The sequence below is a fragment of the Streptococcus loxodontisalivarius genome, assembly GCF_016908645.1.
GTDB classification, from domain to species: Bacteria; Bacillota; Bacilli; order Lactobacillales; family Streptococcaceae; genus Streptococcus; species Streptococcus loxodontisalivarius.
Genome location: NZ_JAFBEH010000001.1, coordinates 78,147 through 91,461, shown reverse-complemented (window position 1 = coordinate 91,461; position 13,315 = coordinate 78,147). Strand labels below are relative to the sequence as shown.

The 13,315-nt window shown below is 39.6% G+C and carries 10 protein-coding genes and 1 pseudogene; 1 reads left to right on the top strand and 10 read right to left on the bottom strand.

Translation table 11 applies throughout. The annotated features are described in order from the left end of the window. Window positions 1-25: 25 nt before the first annotated feature. The 9 genes and pseudogenes from JOC28_RS00435 to parE form a co-directional block, all read right to left on the bottom strand. Window positions 26-1,057, bottom strand: a pseudogene (locus tag JOC28_RS00435) (branched-chain amino acid aminotransferase); the annotation flags it as partial. A gap of 146 nt (window positions 1,058-1,203) precedes the next feature. Next, window positions 1,204-3,654, bottom strand: a complete 2,451-nt coding sequence (gene parC, locus JOC28_RS00430; protein WP_205008676.1) for a DNA topoisomerase IV subunit A — start codon at window positions 3,652-3,654, stop codon at window positions 1,204-1,206. Window positions 3,655-3,848: 194 nt separating this feature from the next. Next, a complete protein-coding gene (locus JOC28_RS10635) occupies window positions 3,849-4,031 on the bottom strand; it encodes a hypothetical protein (protein ID WP_239548660.1) in 183 nt (60 codons plus the stop codon). An 8-nt stretch (window positions 4,032-4,039) separates the two neighbouring features. After that, on the bottom strand, window positions 4,040-4,327 hold the full coding sequence (locus tag JOC28_RS10630; RefSeq protein ID WP_239548657.1) for a hypothetical protein: 288 nt from the start codon (window positions 4,325-4,327) through the stop codon (window positions 4,040-4,042). 4 nt (window positions 4,328-4,331) lie between these two features. Further along, window positions 4,332-4,508 carry a hypothetical protein gene (locus tag JOC28_RS00420; protein WP_205008739.1) on the bottom strand — a complete coding sequence of 59 codons (177 nt, stop codon included), beginning with the start codon at window positions 4,506-4,508 and terminating at the stop codon, window positions 4,332-4,334. A gap of 14 nt (window positions 4,509-4,522) precedes the next feature. After that, window positions 4,523-5,278 (bottom strand): DUF6261 family protein, encoded by a 756-nt coding sequence (locus JOC28_RS00415; protein WP_386700733.1) that lies wholly within the window; start codon window positions 5,276-5,278, stop codon window positions 4,523-4,525. Between the two features lie 286 nt (window positions 5,279-5,564). Further along, window positions 5,565-6,848, bottom strand: coding sequence for a DNA cytosine methyltransferase (locus tag JOC28_RS00410; RefSeq protein ID WP_205008675.1), 1,284 nt, complete (start codon window positions 6,846-6,848; stop codon window positions 5,565-5,567). Further along, entirely contained in the window at window positions 6,838-7,995 is a 1,158-nt protein-coding gene (locus JOC28_RS00405) for a hypothetical protein (RefSeq protein ID WP_205008674.1), read from the bottom strand. Before JOC28_RS00405 ends, JOC28_RS00410 begins: the two co-directional genes overlap by 11 nt. 30 nt (window positions 7,996-8,025) lie before the next feature. Then, a complete protein-coding gene (parE, locus tag JOC28_RS00400; RefSeq protein ID WP_205008673.1) occupies window positions 8,026-9,975 on the bottom strand; it encodes a DNA topoisomerase IV subunit B in 1,950 nt (649 codons plus the stop codon). A gap of 233 nt (window positions 9,976-10,208) precedes the next feature. On the opposite strand from parE, the gene plsY reads away from it, so the two are divergent. Further along, window positions 10,209-10,847 (top strand): glycerol-3-phosphate 1-O-acyltransferase PlsY, encoded by a 639-nt coding sequence (gene plsY, locus JOC28_RS00395; RefSeq protein ID WP_205008672.1) that lies wholly within the window; start codon window positions 10,209-10,211, stop codon window positions 10,845-10,847. Between the two features lie 106 nt (window positions 10,848-10,953). On the opposite strand, the gene nt5e is transcribed toward plsY, so the two are convergent. Then, window positions 10,954-13,233 carry a cell surface ecto-5'-nucleotidase Nt5e gene (gene nt5e / locus JOC28_RS00390; protein ID WP_205008671.1) on the bottom strand — a complete coding sequence of 760 codons (2,280 nt, stop codon included), beginning with the start codon at window positions 13,231-13,233 and terminating at the stop codon, window positions 10,954-10,956. Window positions 13,234-13,315 lie beyond the last annotated feature (82 nt).

Below are 13,315 nucleotides of genomic sequence, written 5' to 3'. Positions count from 1 at the left end.
GCAAAGCTTTTCAAAATCTTAGCTCTTAGTCAACTTTGACAATCCAGCCTTCTGGTGCTTCAACATCACCAAACTGAATTCCTGTCAACTCGTCATAGAGTTTACGTGTCACTGGTCCAACTTCTGTTTCTGAATAGAAAACATGGAAGTCATCACCGTGTTGCACGCCACCAATTGGTGAAATAACTGCTGCTGTACCACAAGCACCTGCTTCAATAAACTTATCAAGCTCATCTACACGAACATCACCCTCGATAGCTTTCATACCGAAACGATTTTCAGCCAAATAAAGGAGTGAATACTTGGTAATTGATGGCAAGATTGATGGGCTGAGTGGTGTGATAAATTCATTATCTGCTGTAATACCAAAGAAGTTTGCTGAACCAACTTCTTCAATCTTAGTATGAGTTGCTGGGTCGAGATAGATGACATCTGAAAATCCTTTAGATTTTGCATACTGACCTGGAAGAAGACTGGCAGCGTAGTTACCACCTACTTTGGCTGCACCTGTTCCATGAGGAGCTGCACGGTCATAATCATCTTGAATTAAGAAGTTAGTTGGTGCCAAACCACCTTTGAAGTAGTTACCAACAGGCATAGCAAAGATAGTAAAGATATATTCCTCAGCTGGATGAACACCGATAATATCACCAACACCAATCAAAAGTGGACGAAGGTAAAGAGTTGCACCTGTTCCGTATGGTGGGACAAAGTCTTCATTTGCTTTAACCACTTGTTTTGCAGCTTCAACAAATTTTTCTGTTGGAACTTGTGGCATCAAAAGACGGTCTGCAGTACGTTGAAGACGCTCTGCATTTTGGTCTGGACGGAAAAGTTGCACTGAACCATCTTTAGTACGGTAGGCTTTCAAACCTTCGAAGGCTTGTTGACCATAGTGAAGTGCAGGTGATGCTTCTGAAATGTGGAGGGTTGCATCTTCTGTCAATTGTCCTTCATCCCACTTACCATCTTTATAGTAAGAAATATAGCGTAATGGAAGTTGACGATAAGCAAATCCTAGGTTTTCCCAATCAATATCTACTGTCATATGAGTATCCTCTTTTCTGTGATTAACTGTTGTCTAGTATATCGCTTTTTAGAAGCATTGGCAAGGATTTTTGTAAAATTCTGACAATTTAGTTTTATGATAGCGTTTTCTATGACGCTAAAAGAAAAACCTACGCTGAGCGTAGGCTTATAGAGTTACTTTTCATCAACTATTTGTGCTGAGAAAATATCTTGTTCTAGGATAAAGCTGCCGTTACTTGTTCTGTCTGACAAACTTAGTTCTGCTAGAACTCTTTCATTTTTTTCGCCAGTTGTTGACTGAACCTTCAATTTTTGTTTGACCATGCTAGTTTCAGTTGTGAATAAACCAAGGTCAGCACTGCTATTATCCGTCAAAACCGGTCCTGCCATATAGACACGATGTGGCTTGCTCTTGAGCTCGCGCAGAACTTGAAGACCGCGACCAACACGCTTAGCCTGAGGGATTTCAGACATTGCAACACGCTTGAGGCTAGACCTCTGCGTCAAGATATAGAAGGAATCTGTGTTGGCGATGAAGGCTGACTGGACATGGTCGCCATCCTTGAGGTTGATAGCCTTGACACCAGCTGCCTTGGCACCTACTACTGGCACTTCTTCGATTGAAAATCGCAGAGCATAACCATTGTATGTGACCAGCATAACATCGTCTAAGAGGATAGGCGATACGGTAATGACGCTGTCGCTAGAATCTTTAATCTTAGCGTACTTGCTTGATTTAGACTTATAAGTTCGCCAAGGTGACAAGTCTGTGATAGATAAACGTTTGATTTGACCAAGCTTAGTCGCTGCGAAATATGTTCCTGACTCAAAGTCATCACGAATTTCAGCGTAGATAACCTCTTCATCTGTCGCAAAATTGGTGATTGTCTGTGATAGATGCTCACCGATATCCTTCCAACGGATGTCTGTTAACTCATGAACTGGACGATAGACCAGATTTCCTTGATTGGTGAAAATCAGAAGATGCTGAGTTGTTTTAGCTTGTTTATGGAAAATCAGCTCATCATCATCACGCTTACCGACTTCTTCTAGCGTTGAGGCATTGAAAGAACGAAGGCTAGTACGTTTAAGATAACCACCTCTTGTCACGCTAACATAGGTCTCTTCTTCGACAATCAGACTAGCGGTATCAATCTCAATGGTCTGGCTTTCAGCCTGTAATTCTGAACGACGTGGATTTCCAAAGATTTTCTTGATTTCTCGCAGTTCCTTCTTCATGAGATTGAACATAGTGCGTTCATCACCGATGATTGCTGTCAATGTAGCAATCTGATCTCGCAAATCAGCTTCTTCTTTCTGAAGTGTAACGATATCGGTATTGGTCAAGCGATAGAGCTGCAAGGTTACGATGGCTTCTGCCTGTTCCTCTGAAAAAGCATAGCTGACCTTTAGATTTTCCTTAGCGTCAGCCTTATTTTCAGAAGCACGGATGAGGGCGATGACCTCATCCAAAATGGAGATTACTCGAATCAAGCCCTCAACAATATGCAAGCGCTTCTCAGCCTTTTCCTTGTCAAACTTAGAACGAGCCACAATAATGTCACGACGGTGGGCAATGTAGCTAGATAAAATCTTCTGCAATCCAACCTGACGTGGGGTGAAATTATCAATAGCCACCATGTTGAAGTTGTAATTAACCTGCAAATCAGTGTACTTGAGCAGGTAATTAAGAATAGTCTGACTATCCGCATCCTTCTTCAACTCAATAGCGATACGAAGTCCTGTACGGTCTGATTCATCACGAACTTCTGCGATACCTGGCACCTTGTTGTTGACACGGACATCGTCAATCTTCTTGACCAGCACAGCCTTATTGACATCAAAAGGAATCTCGGTAACGACAATCTGCTCCTTGCCACCCTTGAGCTTTTCAATCTCTGTGCGTGAACGAACGACCACACGACCTTTACCAGTCTCATAGGCTTTCCTAATCTCATCAGCTCCCTGAATGATAGCTCCAGTCGGAAAATCTGGTCCAGGCAGGAACTCCATGAGCTTGTCTAGTTTAGCAGACGGATGGTCAATCATGTAGACAACCGCATCAATTACCTCCGAGAGATTGTGAGGTGGAATATCCGTTGCATAACCAGCAGAAATCCCCGTTGCACCATTGACCAAAAGGTTGGGAAAGGCCGCAGGAAGTACCGTTGGCTCCTTCTCTGTATCGTCAAAGTTCCAAGCCCAAGGGACTGTCTTCTTGTCGATATCCTGCAGAAGGTAGCCTGCAATCTCAGAAAGACGAGCCTCTGTATAACGCATAGCGGCTGGCGGATCACCATCCATCGAACCGTTGTTACCGTGCATTTCAACAAGAATCTCACGGTTTTTCCAGTCCTGACTCATACGCACCATGGCGTCATAAATGGATGAATCACCGTGAGGATGGAAATTCCCCATGATATTGCCGACTGACTTGGCTGACTTGCGGTAGCCTTTTTCAAACGTATTACCATCCTTATTCATGGAATAAAGAATGCGGCGCTGAACAGGTTTTAACCCGTCACGAATATCAGGAAGCGCACGCTCCTGAATGATGTATTTGGAGTAGCGACCAAAACGCTCTCCCATGATGTCCTCAAGGGACATGTTTTGAATGTTACTCATAATTTAAGATACAAAGCCCGTAAACGACACAGTGAAAATAGGCAATCGACAGGAAATCCTGATTTCCTAGGCAATTGGTCTTTTTCACACAGTCGTTCGGGCGTGTTCAATTCAAACGAATCAAACATTCCTTTCTTCTGACCTGATTAACGGCTAATAGTGTATTTCAAATTTCATTTAAATTACTTAATTTGCTAACTCTCAAAGCTTGTAATCGGTTCTCTATTAACGTGATAGAACATGGCAATCATGTCTCCCACCTTGTCATAAAGATTATCATCCACATAAGCTAAATTTTCAATAATTAACTCCTCATTTGATATGAGATTATTGTGATAAGCTTCTGCATATTGACCACAAGTTTTTAAATAGTTCATAATAACGGTCATTCTTTTTGCTGACGATTATAAATTTTTTCTTTCACAAGAGTATCTCGAATAAAATCACAATCTTCATCATACTGACGCCACCAATTTATATTACCATGTTCCTGCGCTTCCCAACGAATCTTTTCTAACCGACGAAGTAATTCACCTTGCAAACAAGTTGACTCACCATTTGTAGGAATGTATGTTTCCCAAATGTATTTCAACTCCTCTAAATAGTTTGATTGATAATGCTCCTCTTTCAAATTATCAAGATTTACTTTATGTTTTAAAAATTTAAATATCATTTTTTCACTTCCGCTTATTCATGATATAGTTTTTCAAGTATTCAACATCTTGTTTCTTTGGCTGAAAGTCCTCTATCATTGAAGAGCCAATCGCATACCAAACTGCTTCAAAATCAGCTAAGTTATCGAAAGTCACTCCCATGATAGATAACTCTTCACGATTAACAAGTAAAGTCATCATCAATTCCCCTCAGCTTATTTCTCACTATCCGTTGAGGTATCTATCGTCTTCTTCCCACTTTTACGTTTCTTATAACGACTACGAATAGCATTGAGTTGGTCACGTAGTTCTGCAAAATAAGCACGTTCTGGATAAGCATAAACACTGATAGCTGTATAATCAACAAAGAAGTCATAGATTTCAGTCAGTTGACGACGCAGTTCCTTCGTTTTTCCTACTTGTTTACCTTCTGTTTCCTTGAGACGCTCTTGATATAACTTTTCAAAAGTTCTCTGACTGCTAGTTAGACTATCAACAAAAGCTGTCAAATTAAGCTGAGTAAGAGCATCTTGGTAATTAGGCTCTGCTAACTTCTTCAAAAGATGGTTGATACTTTCTGTTTCTTTTTCGTAGTTAGCTTCAGCGATACCTTTGTAATTGTTAAATAGCTGAGCTAAGCCCTCATAAGCTGTCTTAGTTGCAGGAGTCTTAACCAAGGCATAAGCCTTATGGAGACGAAAAAGTGTCAGCAATGCCTCATCACGTTCACGATCTGCCTCTGAAAGATTAGCCGCTGTCTGGCTCTTTCTAGCCTGATGAAGACTAGCCTTATAAGAATCCAGAGTTGGTTCAAAAAGAGCTAATTTGGATACATAGGTCAATTCAGGCTTTGCTTTTTTTGTAAAAGCCTTAATCACCTCAGCGCTCTCAGTCATCAACTGAGCAAACTCCTGACTATCAAGAACACTAAGTGTCAGAGATTGAATATCATAAATTTTTTTCTTCATCATTTTTCCTTTCTAAAAATACAAGACAGAGTTAAACAAACAGCAAAACATAGACTAAGCCATAGCAATAACCATAACAAGACGACCGACTTAGTTTAAGACAAACTAAGTCTCACTTCATAAAAGACTGTCTTAGACTAAGATAGCTAGTCCCAAAAGATTTTATCCTTGTCCTAAACTAAGTTAAATACTCCGATTACCTAAATGTGACTGACTTAATCTAAGACTGTATAAACTTTATAGAAAGTCTAGTTGTCTGAGTTTGGGACGGTTTTATAGATAGAACATCCTAGACTTTTCCATAGTAAGAATCTAGTAATTTGACACATTCCTGAGCTATTGCCCTAGCTAAATGAGGAGGAACAGCATTCCCAACATGTTCACAACGTTTACTATGTGTTCCAAAAAATTTATAATTCAGTGGAAAACCAGTAATTGTAGCAGCCTCTCTTACTGTTATGCTACGATGTTCTTTAGGATGAACTGGAAAATTACTATGTCCTGGAACTAAAGTTGGACTAGGTTCTTTTCCGTCTAGACGCATTGTTGAACCTCGAGAATAAAACTTACTAATTTTTAACTCCTGAGGTAGTTCATCAATATGATTAGCAATACTATCTCCTTCTGGAATATATTTAAAACGTTCTACTGTTTTTGCATTATGATTCATCGGCTGATTATCTATATCTTCTTTATCTTGATAATCAATCATTGCTAGAGCATCATTAACAGTTCGTACTGGTGGTAATGATAGGTATTTTTTATCTAGACTAGACTTATAAACCGAAGGACTCATAAACTTAGGTTCAGGAAAAACAAAATCTAACTTTATATCTTCTCTAACTGCAACTATGATAACACGTTCTCGTTTTGTAGAAGAACCATACCAAGAAGCGTTTAAAACAGAAGTATATAGTTTATAACCCAACCTTTTATAAATACGTTCAATATCCTCCATTACAGAAATATAGTATTCTGATTTTTCTATCCTCTTTAGAAGAATTTTTTTCTGATCTCGAAGTCGCTTTCCCTCTTCTTCAAACTCCTCTGTTATAGATTTTGATTTTCGTAACGCCGATTTTCTTCCTTTATAGTTTTCTAGTGAAGTCCATAACTCAGTAATCTCATTTCTTAATTCATCATTATCATCTCCAATATAGATTTTAGCATTTAGGATTCCTGGTACATTTTCAACGATAGAAATCTTTGGTAAGAACTCTTCTACTAATTCTAATTGCTTATGATAGAGATAATTACGTTCATCAATAGGATTCCTTTCCCCTGCAAGACTAAAACTTTTACAAACCACTCCTCCAAAGAAAACATCAATCTCCCCTTTTTTTACATTTAATTTTTGACGTAATGCCGCTGGATTGATATCTGTGATAGAACTATTATCAATAAATGCCTTCTCTTCTTTTAAGTTAGGATTGTTATAGACTAAAGTATCTAAACATTCTTTAACAAAATCATTTACATAAACAGTCCTGAAGTTCTCTTGCATAAAACCTAGATGAGAGCCTCCAGCACCAACAAAGGTTTCAAAAATGGTATAACCTGTATTAGCAGCCATCTATTATTTTCCTCACTAATTTTTCTTTCGTTCCCTCGTAATTATTAATAAATTTTTGAGCTATTGAGAACTCTTTTATTTTTTTACAACGTTGTTCATCAGTTAATTCACTTGGTGTAAAATTAATTTTTCTTTCTGGTTTTCGAGGTTCAAATGAAATACATCCAATATCATCTCGCATAATATTAAGCCAACTTGAAATATAACGACTATCACTATCAGTTAAGAAAAGAATATCTCTTCCATTGTGTTTATCACGAATTTTTTGAGCAATTTCTCTATTATTAAGAGAGACTACACCAGTTTTAGCATCAACATTATCTATTAATATAGCCATAATCTCGTCTATAAAAGGAGAAATATAATCTCGGTATACATAATTAATAAACTCAAAAACTGATAAACCCATAAGTGAAAATGCTACATTTGTCAACTGACTATTTCGTCCAATTAGACCATAGCTAGATAATGAAATAAAAGCATTTCTCCAATTTCCATTATTGATAACATTTATATCAATTAAATAGTCTTTTTCTATTTTTCTTCTATTCAAATCTTTTTTAAACTCATGTAAAAGTTTTAAAAAATGTAAAAGAATATAGTGTTCAAAAATTCTTGTATCTCTTACATAATACTGACAAATTGTTATTAAATCATGTTTTGAAGCATCCGAGAGTTTTTTTAACTCATTTTCATCAATCAATCTAACATGATGATTGGTTTCATGAATTTCCAAAATAACTGAATGCTCCGGATATCTAAAACGACCAATATTTAAACTTGTATTTTTTATGAAAGATGATGGAATAACTAAAGCATTATTATTACAGTCAGAAGAATAAGTAATATCACTATGTTTACGAGGGCTGATATGCTCATCTTGAAAATATTCATATTGAAATAATTGTCCTACACCTCGAACATACTCAGTAACTCCGATATCTGCTCTCTTACACTCTAAAATTGCTTTCATTTCTTTGTTGGTATCATAAATAATAAAATCAGATGTAATACCATTAATAAATTCAATTTCTCTCTCGAATTTACTTGAATCAGGGAAGTTCAATAGAGAGACTATACTTCCTTGAATATCTTTATTACTATAAATAAGTTCTTGAAATTCTTTTTCCAACATTGCTTCTGACATATAATCACCTTACTTTCTATCTAGTATTCCCTAAAACACCGTATTCTCCTCCAGCGTGAACTTAACATTATCTTCAATCCACTGTCTGCGTGGAGCTGGTTTGTCACCCATGAGGACTGAGACGCGGCGTTCTGCACGGGCGAGGTCGTCGATGGTCACACGGATTAGGGTGCGGCTTTCGGGATTCATGGTTGTCTCCCAAAGCTGGTCGGCGTTCATCTCACCGAGACCCTTGTAGCGTTGGAGCATAGCTCCTTTGCCAAATTGCTGGCGCAGCTCTTCCAATTCACCGTCGGTCCAAGCGTAAGCAATTTTTTCAGACTTCCCCTTGCCTTTGGACATCTTGTAAAGAGGTGGCAGAGCGATATAGACATGTCCTGCTTCGACCAAAGGTCTCATATAGCGATAGAAGAAAGTCAAGAGTAGGGTCTGGATGTGGGCGCCGTCAGTATCGGCATCGGTCATGATGATGACCTTGTCATAGTTGATGTCGTCCAGCTTGAAGTCTGCTCCCACACCAGCACCAATCGTATAAATCATGGTGTTGATTTCTTCATTTTTGAGAATGTCCGCCATCTTGGCTTTCTCAGTATTGAGAACCTTACCACGTAGAGGTAGGATGGCTTGGAACTTACGGTCACGTCCTTGCTTAGCAGAACCACCGGCTGAGTCTCCTTCGACCAGATAGAGTTCATTTTTGGCTGCATTTTTAGACTGGGCTGGGGTCAATTTTCCTGAGAGAAGACCCTTGTCTTTCTTGTTTTTCTTGCCATTTCGGCTTTCGTCTCTGGCTTTTCTAGCTGCTTCACGCGCATCCCTAGCTCTGATAGCCTTGCGGACCAGATTTGACGCCAGTTCACCATTTTCCAAAAGGAAGAAAGTCAACTTTTCTGAGACAATGCCGTCCACGATTGGACGAGCTAGAGGCGAGCCCAGCTTGTCCTTGGTCTGCCCTTCAAACTGCAGATGCTCTTCGGGAACGAGGATGGATAGGACAGCCGACAAGCCCTCACGGTAGTCAGAGCCTTCCAGATTTTTGTCCTTTTCCTTGAGCAGGTTGGTCTTTCTTGCATAGTCGTTGAGACTCTTAGTGATAGCTGATTTTAGACCTGTTTCATGGGTGCCCCCGTCCTTGGTGCGGACGTTATTGACAAAGGATAGGATATTGTCGGAGAAGCCGTCGTTGTATTGCAGAGCAACCTCAACTTGGAAGTCCTGATCCGTCCCTTCGATGGAAATAATCGGTGTCAGAGTCTCCTTATCTTCATTTAGGTAGGCAACGAAGTCTTGGACACCATTTTCATAATGGAATTCTTCATGAATCTCCTCATCGCCACGAAGATCTGTCAGAGTCATTGTGACCTCTTTCAACAAGAAAGCGGACTCTTTAAGGCGTTCTGAAATGGTATTGAATTTAAATTCTGTCGTTGAAAAAATTGTCGCATCAGGCATAAAAGTAACTTTTGTTCCTGATTTGGACTTTGGAGCTGTGCCAATCTTCTTAAGTGTTGTGGCTGGTTTACCACCATCTTCAAAACGCTGCTTGTAAACAGCACCGTCACGTGTGATTTCAACCTCAAGCCAGCTCGAAAGAGCATTTACCACAGAGGAACCAACCCCGTGGAGACCACCAGAGGTCTTGTAGCCACCTTGACCGAATTTACCACCTGCGTGTAGGACGGTGAAAATCACCTCTACCGTTGGACGACCAGTAGCGTGCATCCCAACAGGCATCCCACGACCGCTATCAGAGACGGTAACCGAACCATCCTGATTGATGGTCACATCAATCTTATCACCGAAACCTGACAGAGCTTCATCGACGGCATTGTCAACGATTTCCCAGACCATGTGATGAAGGCCATTGCCATCTGTTGAGCCGATATACATACCAGGACGCTTACGAACAGCCTCCAAGCCCTCCAAGACCTGAATGGCATCATCATTATAATTTTTTATGTTAATTTCTTTCTTAGCCATTATGACCTCCAAAACTATGAGACAAAGCTCCGTAGACGCAATGTGTCATCTTATTCTTCTCTAGTAAAGCAGCTTCTTCTTTTTCTATCAAAAATCCGCTTTGCTTTATTCATCCTTTCTATCTTACAAGTTTTTGAAAATTTTTGCAAAAGAAATTTGAAGTTTCTGACTGAATTATGGTCTAGAGCTTAAAAGTAGTTTGGTTTTCAAATTAAATATGCTATAATGTCAGTATGAAAATTATAGGATTAATCATCATTGCCTATCTTTTAGGCTCAATTCCAACTGGACTTTGGATTGGAAAACGTTTTTACCATATTAATTTAAGAGAGCATGGCTCTGGAAATACTGGAACAACCAACACTTTCCGTATTCTGGGTGTTAAGGCTGGAACAACTACGCTTGTCATTGATATTTTAAAAGGAACGCTAGCAACTCTCTTGCCAGTTTGGTTAGGTGTTACTGAGATTTCACCCCTTTTGATTGGTTTCTTTGCGATCCTGGGGCATACTTTCCCAGTCTTTGCTCAATTCAAAGGTGGTAAGGCTGTGGCGACAAGTGCAGGAGTCCTTTTAGGATTTGCTCCTGTCTATCTTCTTTTCCTACTATTAGTATTTGGAATCACTCTCTACCTTTATAGTATGATTTCCTTATCAAGTGTTGTGGCTTCTGTTGTTGGAATCATCACTGTTCTGATTTTCCCTGCTATTCACTTCATCTTGACTAGCTATGATTGGCTCTTTACCTTAATCATCATCATCATGGGACTCTTTATTATTTATCGTCATAAGGATAATATCCAACGTATCAGAAATAAATCTGAAAACCTGGTTCCATTTGGTCTAAACCTATCAAAGCAAATCAAAAAATAAAAATACGAAACTTGAGTTTGTTGGCTCGAGTTTTTTCTTATTCAAATAGAAAACGACATAGCAAAAAGACCTGAGAAACATCTCGGGTCTTGATTTTTTGCTTTGATTAGTGTGATTTACGACGAACACCATACATACCATAGCCGATAAGTGCAATTCCTGCGAGGATAGCAAGCATTGATTCATGACTAGCAGTTGTTGGGAGTTCTGTCTGGTTAGTCTTACTTGATTCAGATTTATAGGTAACTGGTACGGTTACGATTTCTGAAGTATTTGGGTTAACGCTTGTTTTGTAGTTGGCATTGTAAACAGTGTAGTTAGCTGATGTCCAACCAGTATAGGCTTGTGGTTGAGCTTGTGAATCTGATTTGTGGAAGTTAGTAGCAGAAATATCTTTAGTTGGCTCTACTGCTTTGACAGTTGATGCTGCAATCAATTCAAGATAGTCAGCGATGCCATTTCCATTGTCATCTTTAGTGCTTGAGATTGAAATAGCACGTGAGTTAGGATTGATGACTGCATATTTTGAAAGCTCTGCTGCATGGCTTGTCAAATAATCTGCAAAGACCACGTCCATAGATGGACCTTCTTCTCGAGCTCCGCCCAGCATTGTATAACCGTCACCACCAGCAGCCAAGAAATCATTAGTCGCCAAATAGTAGGTAGCGTTCAAATCAAGAGCTTTGTAAGTATTTGTCTCTGGGTCAAGAATATCGATGTAGAGAATGCGGTTTGCAGCATCAAGCGTTGTATCATAATAGACGTGCGCACCAGCGATTTGAAGATAACCACCAGCTGGCTCCATCAAAGGCTGACCGTTTTCATCAAGAACAAGATTGCCATCAGCGTCTTTCTGAAGGATTGATCCCAATGATTTAGCGAACATATCATAGATATTTTGACCTGTCACTTGAATTTGAGAAATAACATTACCGAATGGAAGAACAGCAATCAAATCACCTTTAGTGATTGGCTCACCTTTCTTGATCGTTTCACGAAGTCCACCACCGTTTGTAACGGCAAGATTTGACTTGTGGCTGAATCCTGTTTGACCATAGTCAAGTAGGGCATCAGCAACAACATTACCAAGGTTTGTTTCACGTACACGAACATTAATACGATCGCCATTTAGCTCAACTGGGCTTTCTTCAACAACAACTACTGAATTTTCAGCATTGTACTTGTCTTCGATAGCTTGAACAAGGCTAGCTACTGTTGGATCTGGAGTAACTGACTGAGCTTCTGCAGCAGTGATAACGCCTGCTGACAAGACTTCTTGTGAGTTCAACTTGATAATACCAACATTGTTAAGGTAGCTACCTGTTTGATTATAAGTGAAATCACCATAAGTTCCTGAAAGAACTGTATGAGAGTGACCATCAATCAAGATAAGTTTTTTACCTTTAAGGAGTTCATTTTTTGAAAGGGCTTCCGCTAGGTAAGTTCCTTGCCATTCAGTAGGCGTTGTTGTATCAACACCCAAGTGAGCAAGGATGATATAGTTTTCATAGTTCACGCCTTCTGCTGCAGCTTGCGCTTCAACTTGTGCGATGACATTATTAACTTCTGTTACAGGATCTGTAAAGGTTACACCAACAACGTTTGACGGGTGTGTTTTTGTTGCTGTTTCAGGCGTCGTTACACCGATAACAACGAACTCATCACCAGTTACTGCCTTATTTTTGTCTACAATCGTGTAGGCTTGGAAGAGACGAGCACCATCTACATAAACGTTTGAGCTAACCATTGGAAAATTAAGTTGACTACTCAAGTTTTTCAATTGTTCAAGACCAAAGTCAAACTCGTGATTTCCCAAAGTCATGGCATCGTATCCAATAGTATTAAGGATGGTAGCCATGTCTTCACCTTCTGAACTATTTGAGATTGGAAGACCTTGGAAAACATCACCTGCATCAAGAACGATTGTTTCGCCTTCTTGGCGGCTCTCATTTACAATTGTTGCAAGCTTGGCATCACCGATAACACCTGAAGCCTCCTGCATACGACCGTGAACATCGTTGGTGTGGATGATCGTGATTTCATCTGAGCTTGATGGCGCACTTGTTTCTGCTGTCGCTTGACTGGCAGTTTCTTCTGCTGCAACTGCTACAGTCACGCTTGTTTCAGTAGTGCTATCAGCTACTGTAGTTTCTTCTCGGCTTGTGGCAATAGCAGAGCTATCTACTGTGCTCGCATCAGCAGTTGTTGTTTCAGTCTGGCTACTTGCTTCAGTCGCAAGATCGCTAGCGCTTGTTGTAACAAGACTAGTTGTTGCTTCGGCAGTTTGGTCACTACTTGTCTCATCAGCCTTAACAGCATTTGATAAAACAAGTGTCGATAGAAAGACTGTCGACAAAGCTGGAATTAAAAGTGATTTCTTTTTCATGTTGCTTTCCTTTTTCACATTTTCTCTTAACAGTATACCATAAAGTGAACGATTTACGAAGAGAACTTATTCATCATTCGTC

Excerpts from the sequence above, each read along its gene's own strand:
- parC (WP_205008676.1), bottom strand. The coding sequence starts at position 3,654 with ATGAGTAACATTCAAAACATGTCCCTTGAGGACATCATGGGAGAGCGT.
- JOC28_RS10635 (WP_239548660.1), bottom strand. The coding sequence starts at position 4,031 with ATGAACTATTTAAAAACTTGTGGTCAATATGCAGAAGCTTATCACAAT.
- JOC28_RS10630 (WP_239548657.1), bottom strand. The coding sequence starts at position 4,327 with ATGATATTTAAATTTTTAAAACATAAAGTAAATCTTGATAATTTGAAA.
- JOC28_RS00420 (WP_205008739.1), bottom strand. The coding sequence starts at position 4,508 with ATGATGACTTTACTTGTTAATCGTGAAGAGTTATCTATCATGGGAGTG.
- JOC28_RS00415 (WP_386700733.1), bottom strand. The coding sequence starts at position 5,278 with ATGATGAAGAAAAAAATTTATGATATTCAATCTCTGACACTTAGTGTT.
- JOC28_RS00410 (WP_205008675.1), bottom strand. The coding sequence starts at position 6,848 with ATGGCTGCTAATACAGGTTATACCATTTTTGAAACCTTTGTTGGTGCT.
- JOC28_RS00405 (WP_205008674.1), bottom strand. The coding sequence starts at position 7,995 with ATGTCAGAAGCAATGTTGGAAAAAGAATTTCAAGAACTTATTTATAGT.
- parE (WP_205008673.1), bottom strand. The coding sequence starts at position 9,975 with ATGGCTAAGAAAGAAATTAACATAAAAAATTATAATGATGATGCCATT.
- plsY (WP_205008672.1), top strand. The coding sequence starts at position 10,209 with ATGAAAATTATAGGATTAATCATCATTGCCTATCTTTTAGGCTCAATT.
- nt5e (WP_205008671.1), bottom strand. The coding sequence starts at position 13,233 with ATGAAAAAGAAATCACTTTTAATTCCAGCTTTGTCGACAGTCTTTCTA.